A 20936-nucleotide genomic window follows, 5' to 3' on the forward strand; every position below is an offset into this window, starting at 1 on the left:
TGTTACTAAATATACAGCTAAAGCTTGCCCTTCAGGACATTTCCTATAAATGATGTTACTGAGAGCGATCGCCGTTGGTGAATAAACAGCTCCATCAGAACCGATAGAGCTGTTTATGCCAAAAAAAAGTAGGCGATCGCACTCTTATATAATCTCTAACTAAGTCAGAAGAGTAACTTTTCCAGTTACGAGATCGTAGCGACCAGGAACAATTTTTAATTTACCTTCCTTCATTAGTCCAGCTAAAATTGTTGATGATTCCCGTAACTGTTGTGCTTGATATTGTGCGTTAGCGATGATGGCATTCTTTTCCATATCGCCTGTTTTGTGCCTAACTAACTCTACAGATGGTTTAATTTCCTCAACAAAAATGCCGATTCTGCCAGGTAACGGATCGCCTTTAATTGCTGCTTGTACCGCACCGCATTTGCTGTGTCCTAAAACTATAATCAGTTGACAACCCAATACTGCTGTAGAAAATTCTAAGCTGCCGATAGCCGTTTGACTAGCAACGTTACCAGCCACGCGCACGACAAATAAATCTCCCAACCCTTGATCGAAAACAATTTCTGCCGGAACCCGCGAATCAGCACAGCCAAGTATAGATGCAAAAGGATATTGTGCTACTGCTGTTTCTTGCAAGCGTAGATGAGATTGATTGGGATTTTGGCGCTTGCCATTGACAAATCGCTTATTACCTTCTATCAGCTTTTGCAAAGCCATATTAGGATCGACTGGCTGAGGCTTGTCTTCAATTTTTGCAGGCTGCGCTACAGCAGATCGTGCGCCCCACGAACTACTAACAACACTAGTAGCAGCTATGCTAGCTCCTCCTACACCCACCAATTTGAGCAAATTGCGTCGTCCAACAAATCCATTTTTTCGAGTCATCACCGCACCTCAATCAAAAATATCTGCTGATTTCTGCCTAATAAAATAGGAAAAATCAGCACAGTAAACTTCTATGTTGGCTGCGTTTGTAGTCGCACGACCTAATTTCACTTTGACGTGGAAATCTGCAAAATTAAAATAAACTAACTTGCAAAAAATCTAGCAAACAACAGACCCAACGATTAGGAAATTTACCAAATTATGGGGGCAAAAAATTAATCTTTACTATAAGGCTATTCTATGGTAAATATAGAGAACAAACGATTAAGTCTGTTATATTCATCAAAAGTAATAGATATGCTGCGATCGCAGTAGTTTTTTAACTCTGGAGACAAAAGCTTTTTTGCTGCGCTTAACACGATTATCTGAATGAAAAGATAGTCATCATATTTTTGATGATTTTTTCATAGTGGAATTGGGCAAATCCGAATTCACGCTCCTTGTGGAACCAACGGAGACTATATTCCGGTATATTGGAGAACTCGAAAGATGACGTGTTGGAAGCTTGGCGTTGCACTGAAGGGCTTGCACCATCGCTAATTCAACTCTTTTCCAGCTCGCCTTTGACGCATATTGCCTCTCGCCTTAAATCTAAAATCTTTGAATTCACTCCCATAGCTAGGATTGATTGTTACCATTAGCGATCTAAAATGACACTGATTAGTAGCAGTTACAAGCAATTGATTTTATGTTGCGCCATCGCTCGTTCTTATCCCTGATTTTGGTAATTTTGGCAACATTTCTCATCGGCTGTAGCAGTCCCGGCACTGCCACAGTACCCCCGACTTACAGCTCGGCTCAAATTCAGCAGATTCAGCAGTACATTCCCGATATCCAAAGCTTGCGCGATCGCGCCAGCAGAGAAATTCCGTCTTTAGTACAAAGAAAAGATTGGATCGATGTCGGTAATTTCGTCCACGGACCTTTAGGAGAACTGCGGTTGACTATGAACTACATGACGCGCAATCTGCTGCCGCAAGATCAATCTAAAGCAAAGCAGATTACGCGAAACTTCTTTAACGACCTAGTAGCGGTCGATCAAGCTGCTCAACAAGGCGATGCGAAAAAAGCCTTGCTCAACGCCAGAGAAGCCATAGCAGACATCGACAACTTTCTTCAGTTGCTTCCCCAAACAGCAGAGTAAGGAGTCGGGAGTCGGGGACAAGGGAGACAAGGGAGACAAGGAAGACAAGGGGGAATTACAATCTATAATTCCAAATCTAAAACCCAAAATTTCTCTTATCCCTTACTCCTAGCCGCTCAAATATGACTCAAGTAGTAATTATCGGGTGCGGTATAGTGGGGGCAGCGATCGCCTACGAACTGAGCCAGGTTCCAGGGTTACAGGTTGCTGTCCTCGATCGCCAATTGCCAGCGCAAGCAGCAACAAAAGCGGCTTTGGGTGTTTTGATGGGTGTCATCAGCCATAAAACTAAGGGTAGGGCGTGGCAGTTGCGACAGGCAAGTATCCAACGCTATGAAACCCTCATTCCAGAATTAGAGGCACTGACAGGGCATCATATCCCTTTTAATCGGCAGGGAATTTTGATGTTGTGCGTGGCAGCAGAACTCGGTTCTTGGGAGAAACTCGTCGCTACTCGCGCCTCTCAAGGCTTAGCTTTAGAAATTTGGGATGGGGCAGAAGTCAAGTCCTGTTGTCCGCAAATTAACTGCCATCCCTCGACTTGGGCAATTTACTCGCCCCAAGATCGGCAAGTCGATCCGGTGAGTTTAACTTTAGCTCTAGTTGAGGGGGCAAAATGCAACGGTGTCAAATTCTACTTTGGAACGCAGATAGAGAAATATAATTTCAATGCGGATTCCAGCAATGCTGAGAGTGGTTCAGGCGATCGCCGCATCAGACAAATAACAATTTCTGGAGAGCGATCGCATTTGAATGTTGATTGGCTAGTTGTATCGGCTGGCTTAGGCTCGTTACCATCTCTGCCAACAGAAACTTCACCCCAACTACAATTTGACCTCGTACCCGTACTAGGTCAAGCTATTCACCTCAAGCTCGATCGCCCTTTGGGTAACACAGATTTTCAACCCGTCATCACGGGTAACGACGTGCATATCGTCCCTCTAAATGGGGGTCAACAAGCAACTGAATATTGGGTAGGAGCAACGGTGGAATTTCCTGCTATTGGGCGAGAAATCGAGGCAGCGCCAGCCTTGTTAGAGGAAGTCATGCAACAGGCGATCGCTTTTTGTCCTGCTCTAGCTACGGCAAATATTATCAAAACCTGGTCTGGTTTACGTCCCCGTCCTGAAGGTCGTTCCGCCCCCATAATTGACTACCTGTCAGGATTTAGCAATATCCTCTTAGCGACGGGACACTATCGCAACGGTGTTTTACTCGCACCCGCCACCGCACAAGCGATCCGCAAAATGATATTATCTTCTGATGAAGAGTGGTAATTGGTAATTGGTAGTTGGTAGTTGGTGGTTGCCTATGACCTATTACCCATTACCCATTACCCATTACTCGTATCGTGTCTATTACAGAACATCAAATTAATGTTGGTTCCCTAGAATGGTTTTACCGCGAGGTTGCCCCCATTGGAATGAGCGATCTGCTGCCAGTGGTGCTTTTACATGGTCTACCTTCCCATAGCTACGGTTGGCGACATGTTATGCCTGCTTTGGGGAGTCAGGGAACTAGGGCGATCGCCCCCGATTTGATTGGTTTTGGTTCGTCAGCAAAACCCCAAGGGCGGGATTTTAATTACACTCCCGATGCTTTTGTCAAGGCATTAGATGACTTTATTCAAGCTTTGGAGATCGATCGCTTTTGTTTGGTCGTGCAAGGATTTTTGGGTTCGGTAGGCTTGCAGTATGCTTTACGCCATAGCGATCGCGTCGAAAATATTGCCATTCTCAATACTCCCTTGACTACGGCTGCTAAACTACCTTGGCAGATGCAACAGTGGGGACTACCTTTTGCGGGAGACATGGCGACGCAAGATCCTTTGTTGGTGGATCGTACCCTCGAAGGTGGTAGCCGTTACCAGATTTCGGATGCAGATTTAGACATATTTCGCAAGCCTTTTTTGAAAAGTTCAAAAGCGGGGCGATCGCTAATGACGACGGTACGCAATCTGAAAATGTCCCCGTCTATGACAGAAATTGCTGATGGTTTTCAAGACTGGAAGAAACCACTTCTAATTGTCTGGGGTGTCAACGATCCTTGGCTTCCTGTCGAAATCGCCCAGAAATTTACCAGCAACCTACCCCAGGCAGAGATTGTCAAACTTGAAAAAGCGGGGCATTATCCTCAAGAGCATTTTGCCGAAGACATCTTATCAGATCTTTTACCTTTCGTGCGTCGTGCTTCGTAGAGTGCGAGATAGCTTCATTCGATTTATTATGAAGTAATGTAAAGAAAAGCTTCTCCTTTCATATGTCTGACCGATTCATAGGTAAACCCCGTCCTCTTTGGCGTGTCATTTTACTGTCTGTTGCTAGTCTGATGCTGTACTACGGCTGGTATAAATGGATTATTCAAGAAGAATTACGCCGCTACAACGGTTATGGCTGGTCTGGGACGCTGTGCTTAGCACCTTTTGTACTAGGGGTTGTCGTTCCCCAATTGTTACGGATTTACGATCCTGACGTACCAGGTTGGTTCGGCTGGTTTTCACTGCTGGGGGTGGTTTGGATTTATATCGTGCAGTTCAAGCTGTATAAAACAGTGAATGTGCTGTATCGGGAAGCAGGAATGAAAGAACCGCTAACTGTTTGGTGGATATTTGTACCTGGCTTGAATTTAGTTGTCGGTTTGAGACAAATTCATTTTTTGAGTCAATATTGGGCAAGCAAACAAGGAACAATCGTGAAGGATGCTTTAGCTGAAAATCTTCCTTTCTTGTCTGCAAATGCTTAAATAAATTTTTAATTGGAGAGCTATATATAGCACTTCTGGATCTATTAACAATAGGGTGCGTTATTGACGCACCCTACCATATACATCACTTCTTCAGCGGATCGTGACCCCAGTTTTTTAGGGAATAATACCAGCGCGAATTCTCAATATCGTGTGATGGCTTTTGGGCGCTATGACGGTGGACGTAACTGATGACTTTCATCAGATGAGAAATATCGTCTTCAGTATATTCATCCTCTTTTTTTTGCAATAACTCAACGATTCGCCGTCCAGATTTATGTCCGGTTGACTCGTCATCGTCCTTTTTTTGTCCTACAGCTTGTGATTCCTCAGTTTTCAACCAAGATTCAAGCTCTTTAGGAGTCATATTGACGACTTGATGAAACTCTGCGATCGCAGATTTGACATCTTGACTCATAACTTAATTTTACTCCTCTACTTTGTCTAAAGCATCTGGTTTGTGGGCTGCTTCTTTCCCTGTTTTTTCGCTTTTTACCAGATACTCAGGATTGTCTTTCGATGCAGCAACGTGGTGTCCTTTAATTTCTGTAGGAGAAGTGAGTTTCTTTTCTACTTCACCAGTAGTTTTACCCTGAGAGGTTTTCCACTCAACTTTATCGCCTTGCTTAAATTCTTCAGACATGAGTAAAAGATTGTTCCTACTTAAATTTTCTTTCCCTATTAGTGTTTAATTATCTTGACGATTAAGCAAGCAGCCATCAATCTATTTACAGATTACAAATTAGGTGAATTTGAATCTAAATCTTACTTTTGTCAGTGGTTGAGATTTAGATAGCGTGGTAGCTATATTTAGGGGATTTTTGCGATCGCCTAAAGACTCTTAGAAGCACCAAAGCCACCACCACCTGGGGTTTCAATGACAAAAATATCTCCAGGCTGCATCTGCGCGATCGCTGTACTACCTAATTCCTCCACCGTACCATCTTGGCGTTGAATGTAGTTTCTCCCCACTGCCCCAGGCTTACCACCATGCAAGCCGAAGGGAGGCACAACCCTACGTCCAGAGAGAATTGCCGCTGTCATTGGTTCGCGAAACTGAAGGCGGCGAATGACACCATTACCACCGCGATGCAAGCCTTCACCGCCACTGTGGGGACGAATGCTAAAACTGTCTAACAAGACTGGAAATCGCCATTCTAAGACTTCAGGATCGGTAAGGCGAGAATTTGTCATGTGAGTATGCACCGCATCCGTGCCGTCAAAATCTGCACCCGCACCCGAACCGCCGCAGATCGTCTCATAATATTGATGGCGATCGCTACCAAAAGTAAAATTATTCATCGTACTTTGCGCTGCTGCCATCACACCCAAAGCACCATATAAAGCATCGGTAATCGCTTGGGAAGTCTCGACATTCCCCGCCACCACCGCCGCCGGATAGCGAGGATTCAACATACAACCTTCAGGAACGATCGTTTCCAAAGGTTCGAGACAGCCAGCATTCAGAGGAATATCGTCATCTACCAAAGTGCGGAAGACATACAACACCGCAGCTTGGCACACCGCAGCCGGAGCATTAAAATTGGTTTTCAGTTGGGGTGAAGTGCCAGTAAAATCGATTCGAGCGCTACGGGTAGATTTATCGATCGCGATCGCCACTTGAATGACACTACCATTGTCGAGTTGGTAAGCGAACTCTCCACTGCTGAGTCCTTCTATAACTTTCCGTACTGACTTGGCAGCATTATCTTGGACAAAACCCATGTAGGCTTGAACTGTTTCCAAGCTGTAGTGTTCTACCATTTTGTGGAGTTCTTGCACGCCGCGTTCGTTTGCGGCAATTTGGGCTTTGAGATCGGCAAGATTTTGCATCGGATTGCGAACGGGATACGCGCTATCACACAGGAGTTGCATTAACTCCGGTTCGCGAAACTCTCCTTGAGATACCAGCAGAAAATTATCAATTAATACCCCTTCTTGTTCCACAGTTGTGCTGTTGGGTGGCATCGAACCAGGAGTAATCCCGCCAATATCGGCATGGTGTCCCCTGGAAGCAACGTAGAAGATGGGTGTAGGGGCGGGTTTAGCAAATAAATTGTCAGCATCAACCGTCAATCCTGGTGCAAAACCCGCCCGTACGGGAGAGTCGGGAGTCGTAGGGGCGGGTTTTGCAAATAAATTGTCAGCATCAACCATCAATCCTGGTTCCAAACCCGCCCAGACAGGAGTAATTACAGTAATATCAGGGAGGTGAGTTCCGCCATTGTAAGGATTATTCGATACGTAAACATCACCAGGTTGCAAGCTACTACCTTTTTGGGCAATCAACGCCGTCACGCTTTCACTCATAGAACCTAAATGAACCGGAATGTGAGGCGCGTTTGCCACCAACTGTCCGCGAGAATCGAAAATTGCGCAGGAAAAATCCAACCTTTCTTTGATATTGACCGAAGAACTTGTATTTTGTAACGTTATACCCATCTGTTCCGCGATCGCCCGAAATAAATTATTGAAAATTTCCAACATGACTGGATCTGGTAGTTGGCGATCGGTAATTGGTAATTGGTCATTGGTAGTTGCTCCCCGTGCCTCTGATTCCCCTATCAGGGCGGGTTTTGAAGGAAGATTTTCGACTACGCCTGTGAATCCAGGTGCTAAACCCGCCCCTACGACTTGCGACTCCCCTGTACGGGCGGGTTTGGCACGAAGACTGACTGTTGAGGCTGTCAATCTATCTGCTAAACCCGCCCCTACGACTTGCGACTCCCGCTTTCTCATCACCAAATGATTTCTCTGTGTCACTTCGGCTTGCCAGCCAGGTTCGACGATATTCGTCCCCGTGGCTTCCGCGACGATCGCCGGACTGAAAATACAATCTCCTGGTTGTAAGTCTTCTCTTCTGTATACAGGTGTGTCGTGCCACGCATCGGCTGTATACATTTGTACTGTCTTCACTGGTACGGGAGGTGCGTCGGTGCGCCGGGTCACAATTGGTTCTGTAGCCACCTCTGTTTTTAAGATCGCCTCCACAGCTACAGCCTCGACAATTAATCCTCGATCCGCAGCAATAAAACCGTACAGTTGACGGTGCGCTGCCTCAAACTGCTGTCGCATTCCTGCTATATCTTCATATCGGACTACCAAAGGCGAATCTGTCCCCTCGTAGCGCAAATGTACTCGCCGCATCACCTCAACCCTATCGGTAACGCGGTTATCTCCATCTGTAAGGTCTAGTTCTGCTTTTGTTTCTAACTCCAACTGAGTTAAAATTTCCTCTAATTCAGCCACCAACCCTACATCTAAAACCCTCTCCACGGCACGTTCCCGCAACGCCCGTTCGTCTGCTAAACCCATACCGTAAGCCGACAGCACCCCAGCATAGGGATGGATCAAAATCTGCTGCATTCCTAAAGCATCGGCAATTAAACAAGCATGTTGTCCGCCTGCGCCGCCAAAACAGCAGAGAGTGTATTCCGACACGTCATAACCGCGCTGAAGAGAGATTTTCTTAATTGCATTCGCCATTTTTTCCACAGCGATCGCTAAAAATCCCGTTGCGACTCGTTCGGGCGATCGCCCACCTCCAATTTCTGTCGCTAGTTGGCTAAACTTGCGTTGCACGACTTCTACATCTAAGGGTAAATCTCCGCTCGATCCAAATACCTTGGGAAACAAGTCCGGCTGCAACTTGCCTACCATGATGTTGCAGTCCGTTACCGTCAGCGGTCCTTCCTGGCGATAACAAGCGGGTCCTGGGTTTGCTCCTGCTGATTCGGGTCCCACACGATAGCGCGCCCCGTCAAATTGGGCGATCGAACCGCCACCCGCCGCCACCGTATGAATTGCCATCATCGGCGTTCGCAGTCGCACTCCTGCCACTTCTGTTTCTAACGCCCGTTCGTATTCGCCTGCGTAATGGGCAACATCTGTAGACGTTCCACCCATATCGAAGCTGATAATCTTATTAAACCCTGCCATCAAACTTGTCTGTACTGCCCCGACAATCCCTCCCGCAGGTCCTGAGAGAATGCTATCTTTCCCCTGAAACCTTTGGGCATCTGCTAACCCACCATTGGATTGCATGAACATTAATTTGGGGAAATCGGGAGTTGGTAGGGGCGGGTTTCCAAACCCGCCCGTACGGGAGTCGGGGGTAAGTTGATGGTTGGCAGTTGACGGTTGTTGGTTGAGCGTGCGAAATTGCGACTTGTCCTCCTTGTCTCCCTTATCCCCCTTGTCCCCCTTATCCCCTTCTTCCCGACTCCCGATTCCTCCCAACTGACTCGCCACCCGATCCACGTATCTACGCAAAATGGGAGATAAATAGGCATCAACTACGGTAGTGTCACCTCGACTAACGAGTTTCATCAAGGGGCTGACTTCGTGGGAAACTGAAATCTGAGTGAAACCGATTTTTCGGGCTACGGCTGCAACTTGTTGTTCGTGTTGAGGATAGCGGTAGCCGTGCATGAAGACGATCGCGCAGGAACGAATTCCGGCATCGTAAGCTGCTTGCAATTCTAAAGTGTAGGCTGGATTAACAGCAATGAGTTCTTCGCCTTGGGCGCTGTAGCGTTCTTCTACTTCAACGACTCGTTCGTACAGCATTTCTGGTAAAACGATTTGCCGTGCAAAGATGTTGGGGCGATTTTGATAGCCGATGCGTAAGGCATCTCGAAAGCCTTTTGTCACGACTAAGACAGTGCGATCGCCTTTACGTTCTAACAGTGCATTTGTCGCGACAGTAGTTCCCATCTTCACCACGCCAATTTGTGCTGCTGGTAGGGGTGCATCGGTAGGAACGCCCAGTATTTCCCGTATACCTTGGATTGCTGCATCGGTATAGCGTTCTGGATTTTCCGACAGGAGTTTGTGAACGATCGTTCGTCCGTCAGGATGCTGCGCCACGATATCGGTAAACGTACCACCGCGATCGATCCAAAATTGCCAACGTCCTATCGCGCGATCGGCTACCGTCATCACTCATTCCTCAATGCAAGGGCTATTTGTAAGTTAGCAGCAGCTAGGGTACAGATGCATGGTGCGATCGCCTTTACGCTTGGATGTAGTCATGGCTTTTTCTCGTAATCATCCTGACGCTGTTTCTTGCCGCTATGACTCTATGATTCATCGGGTTATTTTAACTGACGAATACCTTGAATTAATCCCTGACAAACACCCGTGAGAAAATCTAAATCTAAGGTTTCAATGCGATCGCTCGGTTTGTGATAGTGAGGGTTGCGTAACATCGCTGTATCTGTAACCATCATCGCTCGATATCCTCGATCCCAAAAGGGCGCGTGATCGCTTAATCGCGTTTGGGGAACAATCCTACCTCGGTTGGGAACTGGTAGCCACTCGCTAGGAACTCCTACTTGGCGTATATTTCGGCTGAGATGAATTAAGTCGGGAACAATCGATAAATTACCGATTAAAGCAATGAAATCGCCGCGATTAGGGTAAAAACGCTCTAATGGACTTGGGTATCGTTGCGATCCAGGTGTAGCATCGCTATAACCCAACATTTCAAGGGAAATCATTAGACGTAGCGGTTGCTGCTGCTGGCGTAATAAATCGGCATATGCAGACGCACCCGAACCTACAGCGATACCGTCTTTTCCGGTAAATCCGTATTCTTCTAAATCAAATGCTACGAGTTGAATGGGATGTTTGGCTGGTTGGCTAGCCAAAGATTTTGCTGATTCTAGTAGTACCGATACACCTGTAGCATTATCATCTGCCCCAGGCGTACCGGGAACGGTGTCGTAATGCGCGCCAATTAAAATTGGTGGAGATTTTCTCTTACTGCTTTGTTGCAAGCCAGGAAGATTGAGAATTAAGTTTTGAAAAGTTTGTCCTCTAATTTGAAATTCATGAATGTCTACCTTGCCCCATTGACTGAGTTCTGCATGAATATATTGGCGGACAAAGAAATGTCCTGCTGTTGATAGGAAAGGATCGCGATCGCGGACTATTTCCGTTAAGTGATTCTGCAAGCGTTGTTTGAGATCCACAGTCTGGTTTAATTTTTTACTTAAACAGTTTTCACCTTCATTGTCGTACAAACCGAATATATCTTGCGATTCTCAAATTTCTTCCGTGGGATAGATCGATTTTTCAGTATATATCAATACCATAAGAGTATTGAAATAAATTATTCAAAGGAGTTTGATCGGTGAATATTCTAGCTTGGATAGTCTTAGGTTTAATTGCTGGTGCGATCGCCAAAGCTATCTATCCCGGTCGTCAAGGCGGTGGGATCTTAGGTACGCTCTTACTAGGTATTATTGGTGCATTTGTAGGTGGTACTTTGGGAACTTTCCTCAGTACGGGAACCTTACAGTTGGCAGCCACAACATTTAGTATTCCTGGTATAGCTTTAGCAGTTCTTGGTGCAATTATTGCTATATTTATTTGGAATGCAATCAACCGTCGTAGCGCTGTATAAGCTGTTAGCAAAAGCGTAGTTAAAGTATAATATCTAGAATAAATCGGGATAGAAAAGTAGATAAACTATCCCGATTTTTTGTGATTGAATATTCGATACATAGCTCTGAATCTGAGCAGACAAAAATTTATCTATCATCTCTTGTTGTAGAACCGATTTTCAAATAAAAGTTATGTCAGATTGTCAGTCAAACTTAATCCGAACTCACTTCTCGAATTTGCAAAGCATTACCCATCCACTCAGCACCGTGAAGCTGAAATTTTGCTATTTCTTCTTGAGGTTTTGCAGTCATTTGAACGAAGGCAAATCCTAACCCTTCACCCGTACTCCAGTGAGTCGGATAAAAAATATGTTTGATAGAACCATAATTGCCAAAGAGGTCTAAAATATCTGTTTGTGCTACTTGGTGCGGTAAGTTATTAACGAACAGGGTCATAAAAACACTCCTCTATCGATTCATGGCAATGCCTGGACTCTAGTATTCCCAAAATTTCATCAAAAATTTGGCTCGATAGATCGGCTTCGTTCGGAGATCCTCCAACACTCTTCAGGACTTACGCAGTCGATCCTCCAAACCCCTGCTAAATCGGGGGCTTAAAGTCCCCCTAAAAAGGGGGGAACCAGAGGGGATCGAGATTTCAGATTTTCTTGTGCGTAACTCCTGACCCTTTTTAGGCAGCTGAAAAAAATTGGCACGTAAGGTGATGTCTAATTTGCGACTTCTACCTATTGTTGCTGTGACAGTTTTGATTGTTACCGCTTGCGAGTCAGTAGGATTTATGTTTTTTGTATACTTAATAACAATTAACTCAAAATTAATAATTGACAGCACATCTACTACGTTAGATTCATGACTTCTGGCAACGTATTACGGGAAGATAATACAAATTTAGCTTTTCCGTAAAATTTATTAAGATTGCTAAATGAACCTCAAACGCTTATCTCAGTTTGGCTCTCCGATTTTAGGTTTACTCTTATTTGGAGTATCGTTGTGGGCGATCGCAACTCAATTGCGAGAGTTCGACTATCGAGATATTTTTCGCAGCTTGGCAGAAATTCCCAAAAGTTACATAGTACTTGCACTGATTTGCACTGCGCTGAACTACTTGATGCTGACGGGGTATGATGCTTTAGCAATGCGATACATTCGCCGTTCCATACCTTTTCGGAAAGTGGCACTGACGGCGATTATTAGTCAAGCAATTACCAATACTGCCGGATTAGAACTCTTAACTGGCAGCGCGATCCGCTACCGATTTTATTCGGCTTGGGGGCTATCGACTCTAGAAATTGCGAAAGTGATTACTTTCTGTCATGTTAGCTTTTGGCTGGGTTTTTTTGCCGTAGCTGGCTTGGTGTTGATCGGCGAACCTGTATCTGTCCCCTCTTTACTCCGCATTCCCTCAAACTCTTTATTTCCGCTTGGTACGATATTTTTATTTTTAGTTGCAGGATATTTATTGTGGAATACTTGGAGTCACAAGCCGATGAAACTTGGCAAGTGGGGAATTCCGCGCCTTCCTGGTAAGCTTTCACTATTTCAAACAGCGATCGCGATCCTCGACTGGGCAATTGCAGGGGGCGTTCTTTACGTTTTGCTATTAGCTAACGCTCCCCTATCGTATCCAAGTTTTTTTGGGATCTACATCTTAGGACAGTTGGCAGGAGTTATTAGCAATGTCCCTGGTGGATTAGGCGTGTTTGAAACGGTACTCTTGCTGTCGCTATCAGCGCAAATTCCATCAGCCGAACTATTTGGGGCGTTATTAGCATATCGAGGCATTTACTACTTTTTACCTTTAATTGTGGCGATCGTACTGCTGGGGATTTATGAATTGCGGCAGCGATTTGAGAAAACAGAGTTTTCTCCGCGCAATCGTACCTAAACTTTCTGAACTCATTTTAAAATACAAACACAGCCAAAGATATTGTTGTATTTGCTGCCTGAGTCAGTGCAAATTATGGTTGAGCTAAGAAGTTTTGAGTGTGGGGTAGGCTGCTACCAACTTCGTAACTATGAACTATGAGTAAACAAGAATCTGGAGCGATCGCGCGGGAAATTCAAACCCAAATTTTAGTGTTGGGTGGACTCGCCGCCCTCATGTGGATTACCGAATTTATAGATATCTTTTTTTTTAGAGGTAGATTAGACGCTTTTGGTATTCGTCCCCACAGTTTTATTGGCTTGCGGGGCATTTTATTTGCGCCTTTTTTACACGGCGGATTGGGGCATTTGATTGCGAATACAATTCCCTTTCTAACTCTAGGCTGGTTAGTGATGTTGCGGGAAACCAGCGATTTTTTTGTCGTCAGCATCGTCACAATGCTTGTCAGCGGATTAGGTGTGTGGCTGACTGGTTCGCCTTACTCAATTCACGTTGGCGCGAGTGGAGTTATTTTTGGTTATTTTGGGTTTTTACTCCTACGCGGCTATTTTGAACGGAGTTTTGCAGCAATCTTATTTTCTCTTGTTGTAGGCTTCCTTTACGGCGGAATGATTTGGGGAGTTTTACCGAGCCAATATGGTATTTCCTGGCAAGGGCATTTATTTGGATTTATTGGGGGTGCGATCGCGGCTCGTTTACTAGCTAAACCAAAAAAGAGGTATTGATAGTAGGGGCGCACAGCCATGCGCCCTCAAGAGATCTAAAATTTTTGCTATCTTTAGACTCTATAGTAAAGGTGTATGCTTCGCCATTTTCCCAAGATATAATGCTACGTTGATATGGCTCAATCTATATACTAATTGCGATCGCCCATACTTTCAGGTACACCTACAGGTGGTACTAACTCCGCATCTCCTGAATTTTCTGATTCGGGAATTGGTTGTTCGCTCGGTTCTGTAATTTCTGGTAAAGCAGGTGACACGCTAGGAGATGGTGTGACTTGAGGACGACGGAAACGATTGAAATAGCCACCAAATTTTTGACCAATTGGATTTTGAGTCTTTGGTGTTTCTGGCGTAACTGGTAAAGTCGGTTCTACTGGCGTTGTTAACTCTGGTGCAATTTCTTGAGTAGTCGTTTCCTCTTCAGGAGTATTTAACTCGGATGCGGGTGATTCTTCCACTTCAGGCAAAGTGGGCGATGGTGTAGCAGTTGGTGGACGACGAAAACGATTGAAATAGCCACCAAAACGTGGGGAGTTGGGAGTGGCGGGAGTCGGTGCGACTGGTGGCGTAATTTCTACTGCTGGTACTTCTGGGGCAATTTCTGGTAATGGTTCTGTTTCTTCGGGAGTAGTTAACTCTGGTGCAGGTGATTCTACTTCCGGTGTTGGAGACGGTGCGACAACTGGAGAACGGCGGAAGCGATTGAAAAATCCTTTCGGTTTTTCTTCCTCTAGTTTTTTTGGTGCTGCTTCAGATTTCTCTTCCGGTACTACAGCAGGTTCCACTTCTGGGGATTCTAGTTGTGGTTCTACAGCAGGTGGAGTTAATTCTGGTGCGGGGGATGCTTCTACTTCCGGTAGCGTTGGGGATGGTGTAGCCGCAGGACGACGGAAGCGATTGAAAAATCCCTTTGGTTCTTCTGCCTTGGCTGGAGGTATCGGGGCTGGTTCTTCAGTTTCAGTTTCTGGAGTTTCAATCTTTGTTTCGGTAGGCTTTTCTTTCGTTTCGGTTGGTATTTCTTCTTCTGATTGCGGTGGAGTAGTCTCTTCTATCGCTGGTGGTATGGGTGTAGGCACTTCTTCTACTTCACCCTTATAGTCAGGATCGACAATACCACGGGCGGCGGCGGCGGATAGTTCACCCCTTACCAATTTTGAAAGAGTATCTTGACTATTCGGATCGTAGGAAATGACGCGAACGGTGTTATTAAATATATTTTTGACTGGGTTGCCTTGTTCGTCGAGAAATTCGAGTTGTACCCAGTTCTTGCCCTTGTTAAAACCCGAAAGATAAATCGGTTCCCAGCGATCGATGATAAAACTCTTGCCGTTAATCGTACAACGGATCCGCCAGTCGGGAACTTCGTCTTGAGGATCGGCTTGGGCGGCGAGGTGTAAGGGGGCGTTGGTAAGGTAAAAGTCGAGTAGGATTGGTTCTGCCCCGTAGCTACCTTTAGGACGGCTGTAGGTTAATAATGGCTGGCTAGAGTTGGGGTTGTTATCGTCGGTTTTGGTAAAAACGTGAAATGTAGTTTGAGCGTACGCACCCTCGTTCTTAAAACTTTCATGCCAAGGGCGAGAAGCGAAGACGCGCAGGGTGTGAGTACCTGGGGATAGGTTGGATAGAACAAAAGGCTGTTGCACGTCGTAGACGGCTTCGTAGGGCTGGTTATCGAGAATAACGTGAAGATGGGGTCCTAAGCCTAAATCTGAATTTTGAAAAATGGGTAGGTCTTGAACTTGAAAGCGGGCTGATACCGTGTCGTCTTGCAACACCTCATCGGGCTGGGGAGACAAGATTTTTACTTGCGGCTGGCGAACTTCCAGGGCTTGACGCAGTTGCAGAATAGCTTCCGGCGGGGCGACTTCGGTAATGTTACCTGCAAGTTGGACGGTACTGCGGGAGTTTGGAGGAATAGCGGCGCGTAAAGTATCCGAACTGCCACAACTTACTAGACCTAGGCTCAAACATGCTGCGACTAGAACTGCGATCGCAGCCTTAGCCATTTTTCGTAGTTTTGCGATCGCCACCACCCCAAATGCTCCTCATGCTCGAAATTTACTATCACCCTCAATCTAAATTTTAAGGGTTGTAGGTAAATCGCCTGAAATGATTTACAGATTGTGCCAGATGACAGCTCAGCTTTCGCGTTCTAAGTATCAAGCGTTACGTTTAACTCATACATGCGATATAAGTCAACTTAATAAAAAACTTCATCCTCAAGAGATAACTCTCATCGCCTGTTTTCTGACTTTTGACTCATTTCTTCATAAGTGTTGCAAATTATTTAGCTTTGTAAATTATATAAATAACCCCTTGACTTTTTTCACAGTCATGTAAACTTGGACACCTGAACCTGCTTAATGTTGAGCAATTTTGAATTATTGTTAACAAACGCCTAAGATGAAGACAACCGAGATTTTATAATTCATCAGAAAGCAGTTTCACGATCGGTCTTCTGGTCTACCTGATGGATGTCATAAAGCAGACAAAATGGTTGGCTTCTTCAAAGAAAATCGATTTGTGAATTAAACCACTCCTGTTTCCTTGTCAAGAGAGGAGAGTCTAAATGACGATCAGTCCTCCGGAGCGAGAGGAAAAGAAAGCAAGAGTTGTCGTCGATAATGACCCGGTTCCAACTTCATTTGAGTTGTGGTCAAAACCAGGACACTTCGATCGCACCTTGTCTAGAGGTCCCAAAACCACAACCTGGATTTGGAACCTGCACGCCCTCGCACACGATTTCGATACGCATACCAGCGACCTAGAAGATATTTCCCGTAAAATCTTCGCCGCTCACTTCGGTCACTTAGCGGTGATCTTCATCTGGTTGAGCGGGATGTATTTTCATGGCGCTCGTTTTTCAAACTATGAAGCTTGGCTAGCCGATCCGCTGGGCGTGAAGCCTAGCGCTCAGGTCGTCTGGTCTGTTGTTGGTCAAGACATTTTAAATGCTGATGTCGGTGGTGGCTTCCACGGTATTCAGATTACATCTGGGTTTTTCCAAATTTGGCGTGGTGCTGGCATCACGAACACGTTCCAACTCTATTGCACTGCCATTGGCGGTTTAGTCATGGCGGCGCTAATGCTGTTTGCTGGTTGGTTCCACTACCACAAACGCGCTCCTAAGTTGGAATGGTTCCAGAATGTCGAGTCAATGCTGAACCACCACCTAGCAGGATTGTTAGGTCTAGGTAGCTTGGCATGGGCGGGACACCAGATCCACGTATCTTTGCCAATTAACAAGCTGTTGGATGCTGGGGTAGCGCCAAAGGATATTCCTTTACCGCAAGAATTTATCCTCAACTCCAATTTGATGACTGAGTTGTATCCCAGTTTTGCTCAAGGCTTAACGCCCTTCTGGACGTTGAACTGGGGCGCGTATGCTGACTTCCTCACCTTCAAGGGCGGACTTAATCCCGTTACTGGTGGACTGTGGTTGACAGACCAAGCGCACCACCACTTGGCGATCGCCGTATTGTTCATCATTGCCGGACACATGTACCGGACGAACTGGGGCATCGGTCACAGCCTGAAGGAAATTCTGGAAAATCACAAAGGACCCTTCACCGGAGACGGTCATAGAGGTCTGTTTGAAAACATGACCACTTCCTGGCACGCTCAGTTGGGAACCAACTTAGCAATGCTGGGTTCGCTGACGATTATCGTGGCGCATCACATGTACGCGATGCCTCCGTATCCGTACTTGGCAACCGACTACGCGACACAGCTGTCCATTTTCACTCACCACATGTGGATTGGCGGCTTCTGTATCGTCGGTGGTGCGGCTCACGCCACTATTTTCATGGTGCGGGATTACGATCCAGCCACGAACATGAACAACGTTCTGGATCGAGTCCTTCGTCACCGCGACGCTATCATTTCTCACCTCAACTGGGTGTGCATGTTCTTGGGCTTCCATAGCTTCGGCTTGTACATCCATAACGACACGATGCAAGCGCTCGGTCGTCCCCAGGATATGTTCTCGGATACGGCGATTCAACTTCAGCCCGTATTCGCGCAGTGGGTGCAAAATCTACACACATTGGCTCCTGGTTCCACCGCTCCTAACGCCCTCGAACCCGTGAGCTATGCTTTCGGTGGCGGCGTACTGGCTGTAGGCGGAAAAGTTGCCATGATGCCGATCGCGTTGGGTACGGCGGATTTCATGATCCACCACATCCACGCTTTCCAAATCCACGTTACTGTACTAATCCTGCTTAAGGGCTTCTTGTTTGCCCGTAACTCTCGCTTGATCCCAGACAAGGCTAACTTGGGCTTCCGCTTCCCTTGCGACGGTCCAGGACGCGGCGGTACTTGCCAAGTTTCTGGTTGGGACCACGTATTCTTAGGATTGTTCTGGATGTTCAACACGATTTCGATCGCCGTCTACCACTTCAGCTGGAAGATGCAATCGGATGTGTGGGGCACGGTAGACCCAGACGGTACGATCAATCACATTACGGCAGGCAACTGGGCGTTGAGCGCCACTACCATCAACGGTTGGTTGCGTGACTTCCAGTGGGCGCAAGCCGCTCAGGTGATTCAGTCCTACGGTTCGGCACTGTCCGCTTACGGACTGCTGTTCTTAGGCGCTCACTTTGTCTGGGCATTTAGCTTAATGTTCTTGTTCAGCGGTCGCGGCTACTGGCAAGAACTGATCGAATCGATCGTTTGGGCGCACAACAAGTTAAAAGTTGCTCCCACCGTACAGCCTCGCGCTTTGAGCATCATTCAAGGTCGAGCTGTGGGAGTAGCCCACTACCTCTTGGGCGCGATCGTCACGATCTGGGCGTTCTTCGAGGCGCGAATACTTTCAGTAGGTTAGCATTCAGTCATCAGCAATTCTTATGGATTGCTGATGGCAATAGGTCAGAGGATTCACGAAACCTATGGCAACAAAATTCCCTAAATTTAGCCAAGACCTAGCCCAGGACCCGACGACACGTCGGATTTGGTACGGCATCGCCACCGCTCACGACTTTGAAAGCCACGACGGGATGACCGAAGAGAATCTGTATCAGAAACTCTTCGCCACTCACTTCGGTCACTTGGCAATCATCTTCCTGTGGGCATCTAGCCTGCTGTTCCACGTCGCTTGGCAAGGCAACTTCGAGCAGTGGATTAAAGACCCACTCCACGTCCGTCCGATCGCTCATGCGATTTGGGACCCACAATTCGGCAAAGCCGCAGTTGATGCTTTCACCCAAGGTGGTGCAAGCTATCCCGTCAATATTGCTTACTCTGGTGTTTACCACTGGTGGTACACCATTGGGATGCGGACAGATAACGATCTCTACATGGGTTCTGTCTTCCTGCTGCTACTAGCGTCTCTCTTCCTGTTCGCTGGCTGGCTGCACCTGCAACCCAAGTTCCGCCCCAGTCTCTCCTGGTTCAAGAGCGCCGAGCCACGCCTCAACCACCACTTAGCTGGTCTGTTTGGCGTTAGCTCCTTAGCTTGGACTGGACACCTAGTTCACGTTGCGATCCCCGAATCTCGCGGACAGCACGTTGGTTGGAGTAACTTCCTCACCACCCCACCTCATCCAGATGGGCTACAACCCTTCTTCTCTGGTAACTGGGGCGCGTATGCTGCTAACCCTGACACTGCCAATCACGTATTTGGCACGAGTCAAGGCGCAGGAACCGCAATTCTAACTTTCTTAGGTGGCTTCCATCCCCAAACCCAGTCCTTGTGGCTGACGGATATGGCACACCACCACCTGGCGATCGCTGTATTGTTCATCGTCGCCGGACACATGTACCGTACCAACTTTGGCATCGGTCATAGCATCAAAGAAATGCTCAACGCCAAGAAATTCTTTGGCGCTAGCACCGAAGGTCAGTTCAACCTGCCTCACCAAGGCTTGTACGACACGATCAACAACTCCCTGCACTTCCAGTTGTCTTTGGCACTGGCTGCACTGGGAACGATTACATCCTTGGTCGCGCAGCACATGTACGCGATGCCTCCCTATGCATTCATCGGGCAGGACTTCACGACACAAGCAGCGCTGTATACCCATCACCAGTACATTGCTTGTGCGTTGATGTTGGGTGCGTTTGCCCACGCTGCAATCTTCTGGGTACGCGACTACGACCCAGAGCAAAACAAAGGCAACGTTCTCGATCGCGTCTTGAAGCACAAAGAAGCGATTATCTCCCACTTGTCTTGGGTGTCTCTCTTCTTGGGCTTCCACACCTTGGGTCTATACGTCCACAACGACGTTGTAGTAGCCTTCGGTACTCCTGAAAAGCAAATCCTGATCGAACCAGTCTTCGCGCAGTTCATTCAGGGCGCTCACGGGAAAGTACTGTACGGCTTCGATACCCTGCTATCGAATCCCGATAGCGTTGCTTCCACCGCTGGCGCTGCATGGCTGCCTAACTGGTTGGATGCAATCAATAACGGCACGAACTCTCTATTCTTGACCATCGGTCCTGGCGACTTCTTGGTACACCACGCTTTTGCCTTGGCGATCCACACAACCGTGTTGGTACTCGTTAAAGGCGCGTTGGATGCCCGTGGTTCCAAGCTGATGCCCGATAAGAAAGACTTCGGTTATGCCTTCCCTTGCGACGGTCCTGGTCGTGGTGGTACTTGCGACATCTCCGCTTGGGACTCCTTCTACCTGGCTGCTTTCTGGGTATTAAACACTGCTGGTTGGGTGACGTTCTACTGGCACTGGAAGCACTTAGGTATTTGGCAAGGCAACGTAGCTCAATTCAACGAGTCTTCGACATACTTGATGGGCTGGCTGCGCGATTACCTGTGGCTGTATTCAGCTCAGCTAATTAACGGCTACAACCCCTATGGCATGAACAACCTGTCTGTCTGGGCTTGGATGTTCCTCCTCGGACACTTGATCTGGGCAACTGGTTTCATGTTCCTGATCTCTTGGCGCGGTTACTGGCAAGAATTGATCGAAACTTTGGTCTGGGCGCACGAGCGGACTCCTCTAGCGAACCTGATTCGCTGGAAAGACAAGCCTGTTGCTCTATCCATCGTTCAAGCTCGAATTGTCGGCTTAGGTCACTTTGCTGCTGGATATATCCTCACATATGCTGCGTTCCTCATTGCCTCCACGGCTGGTAAGTTTGGTTAACGCCTCTACTTCAGTTGTGTAGTTAAATGAGAA

At 46.9% G+C, this 20936-nt stretch carries 16 protein-coding genes; 9 read left to right on the top strand and 7 right to left on the bottom strand.

All coding sequences use genetic code 11. The features are described from left to right. Nucleotides 1-159 precede the first annotated feature (159 nt). Complete coding sequence (locus H6G17_RS05220; protein WP_192154817.1) at nt 160-891, bottom strand: carbonic anhydrase; 732 nt, start codon at nt 889-891, stop codon at nt 160-162. Nucleotides 892-1579: 688 nt separating this feature from the next. Here H6G17_RS05220 and psbQ point away from each other — a divergent pair. The 4 genes from psbQ to H6G17_RS05240 all read left to right on the top strand — a co-directional run bounded on the left by psbQ (nt 1580) and on the right by H6G17_RS05240 (nt 4777). Continuing rightward, a complete protein-coding gene (gene psbQ, locus H6G17_RS05225) occupies nt 1580-2035 on the top strand; it encodes a photosystem II protein PsbQ (RefSeq protein WP_192154819.1) in 456 nt (151 codons plus the stop codon). 122 nt (nt 2036-2157) lie between these two features. Further along, entirely contained in the window at nt 2158-3312 is a 1155-nt protein-coding gene (locus tag H6G17_RS05230) for an FAD-dependent oxidoreductase (protein WP_192154821.1), read from the top strand. A gap of 74 nt (nt 3313-3386) precedes the next feature. Continuing rightward, the gene (locus tag H6G17_RS05235) at nt 3387-4232 is read left to right on the top strand and encodes an alpha/beta fold hydrolase (protein ID WP_192154824.1); all 846 of its coding nucleotides are present in this window, start codon (nt 3387-3389) and stop codon (nt 4230-4232) included. Nucleotides 4233-4294: 62 nt separating this feature from the next. Further along, a complete protein-coding gene (locus tag H6G17_RS05240; RefSeq protein ID WP_192154826.1) occupies nt 4295-4777 on the top strand; it encodes a hypothetical protein in 483 nt (160 codons plus the stop codon). 85 nt (nt 4778-4862) lie between these two features. On the opposite strand, the gene H6G17_RS05245 is transcribed toward H6G17_RS05240, so the two are convergent. The 4 genes from H6G17_RS05245 to H6G17_RS05260 all read right to left on the bottom strand — a co-directional run bounded on the left by H6G17_RS05245 (nt 4863) and on the right by H6G17_RS05260 (nt 10752). Further along, on the bottom strand, nt 4863-5195 hold the full coding sequence (locus tag H6G17_RS05245) for a DUF3140 domain-containing protein (protein ID WP_192154827.1): 333 nt from the start codon (nt 5193-5195) through the stop codon (nt 4863-4865). A gap of 9 nt (nt 5196-5204) precedes the next feature. Beyond that, on the bottom strand, nt 5205-5420 hold the full coding sequence (locus H6G17_RS05250) for a DUF2945 domain-containing protein (protein WP_106546206.1): 216 nt from the start codon (nt 5418-5420) through the stop codon (nt 5205-5207). A 188-nt stretch (nt 5421-5608) separates the two neighbouring features. Beyond that, nucleotides 5609-9718, bottom strand: coding sequence for a hydantoinase B/oxoprolinase family protein (locus H6G17_RS33315; protein WP_192154829.1), 4110 nt, complete (start codon nt 9716-9718; stop codon nt 5609-5611). Between the two features lie 155 nt (nt 9719-9873). Further along, nucleotides 9874-10752 (bottom strand): M28 family peptidase, encoded by an 879-nt coding sequence (locus H6G17_RS05260; RefSeq protein ID WP_192154831.1) that lies wholly within the window; start codon nt 10750-10752, stop codon nt 9874-9876. A 161-nt stretch (nt 10753-10913) separates the two neighbouring features. Here H6G17_RS05260 and H6G17_RS34530 point away from each other — a divergent pair, with 161 nt between their 5' ends. Next, nucleotides 10914-11186 (top strand): GlsB/YeaQ/YmgE family stress response membrane protein, encoded by a 273-nt coding sequence (locus tag H6G17_RS34530; RefSeq protein ID WP_192154833.1) that lies wholly within the window; start codon nt 10914-10916, stop codon nt 11184-11186. A gap of 193 nt (nt 11187-11379) precedes the next feature. Here H6G17_RS34530 and H6G17_RS05270 read toward each other — a convergent pair whose 3' ends face one another. After that, on the bottom strand, nt 11380-11622 hold the full coding sequence (locus H6G17_RS05270; protein WP_015156936.1) for an RNA-binding protein: 243 nt from the start codon (nt 11620-11622) through the stop codon (nt 11380-11382). Between the two features lie 487 nt (nt 11623-12109). Here H6G17_RS05270 and H6G17_RS05275 point away from each other — a divergent pair, with 487 nt between their 5' ends. Beyond that, entirely contained in the window at nt 12110-13072 is a 963-nt protein-coding gene (locus H6G17_RS05275; protein ID WP_015156937.1) for a lysylphosphatidylglycerol synthase domain-containing protein, read from the top strand. A gap of 137 nt (nt 13073-13209) precedes the next feature. Then, on the top strand, nt 13210-13797 hold the full coding sequence (locus H6G17_RS05280; protein WP_192154841.1) for a rhomboid family intramembrane serine protease: 588 nt from the start codon (nt 13210-13212) through the stop codon (nt 13795-13797). A gap of 131 nt (nt 13798-13928) precedes the next feature. On the opposite strand, the gene H6G17_RS05285 is transcribed toward H6G17_RS05280, so the two are convergent. Continuing rightward, nucleotides 13929-15827: a hypothetical protein gene (locus tag H6G17_RS05285; RefSeq protein WP_347276413.1), complete on the bottom strand. Its 1899-nt coding sequence runs from the start codon at nt 15825-15827 to the stop codon at nt 13929-13931. A 539-nt stretch (nt 15828-16366) separates the two neighbouring features. Between H6G17_RS05285 and psaA the strand changes: the two genes are divergently transcribed. Then, nucleotides 16367-18625, top strand: coding sequence for a photosystem I core protein PsaA (psaA, locus tag H6G17_RS05290; RefSeq protein ID WP_192154845.1), 2259 nt, complete (start codon nt 16367-16369; stop codon nt 18623-18625). Nucleotides 18626-18689: 64 nt separating this feature from the next. Beyond that, entirely contained in the window at nt 18690-20903 is a 2214-nt protein-coding gene (gene psaB / locus H6G17_RS05295; RefSeq protein WP_192154847.1) for a photosystem I core protein PsaB, read from the top strand. Nucleotides 20904-20936: the final 33 nt, after the last annotated feature.

It is taken from the genome of Chroococcidiopsis sp. [FACHB-1243], from assembly GCF_014696895.1.
Classification (GTDB): domain Bacteria; phylum Cyanobacteriota; class Cyanobacteriia; order Cyanobacteriales; family Chroococcidiopsidaceae; genus Chroococcidiopsis.

Coding starts and splice junctions, on each gene's coding strand:
- H6G17_RS05270 (WP_015156936.1), bottom strand. CDS start 11,622: ATGACCCTGTTCGTTAATAACTTACCGCACCAAGTAGCACAAACAGAT.
- H6G17_RS05220 (WP_192154817.1), bottom strand. CDS start 891: ATGACTCGAAAAAATGGATTTGTTGGACGACGCAATTTGCTCAAATTG.
- H6G17_RS05280 (WP_192154841.1), top strand. CDS start 13,210: ATGAGTAAACAAGAATCTGGAGCGATCGCGCGGGAAATTCAAACCCAA.
- psbQ (WP_192154819.1), top strand. CDS start 1,580: ATGTTGCGCCATCGCTCGTTCTTATCCCTGATTTTGGTAATTTTGGCA.
- H6G17_RS33315 (WP_192154829.1), bottom strand. CDS start 9,718: ATGACGGTAGCCGATCGCGCGATAGGACGTTGGCAATTTTGGATCGAT.
- H6G17_RS05240 (WP_192154826.1), top strand. CDS start 4,295: ATGTCTGACCGATTCATAGGTAAACCCCGTCCTCTTTGGCGTGTCATT.
- psaB (WP_192154847.1), top strand. CDS start 18,690: ATGGCAACAAAATTCCCTAAATTTAGCCAAGACCTAGCCCAGGACCCG.
- psaA (WP_192154845.1), top strand. CDS start 16,367: ATGACGATCAGTCCTCCGGAGCGAGAGGAAAAGAAAGCAAGAGTTGTC.
- H6G17_RS05230 (WP_192154821.1), top strand. CDS start 2,158: ATGACTCAAGTAGTAATTATCGGGTGCGGTATAGTGGGGGCAGCGATC.
- H6G17_RS05245 (WP_192154827.1), bottom strand. CDS start 5,195: ATGAGTCAAGATGTCAAATCTGCGATCGCAGAGTTTCATCAAGTCGTC.
- H6G17_RS05250 (WP_106546206.1), bottom strand. CDS start 5,420: ATGTCTGAAGAATTTAAGCAAGGCGATAAAGTTGAGTGGAAAACCTCT.
- H6G17_RS05275 (WP_015156937.1), top strand. CDS start 12,110: ATGAACCTCAAACGCTTATCTCAGTTTGGCTCTCCGATTTTAGGTTTA.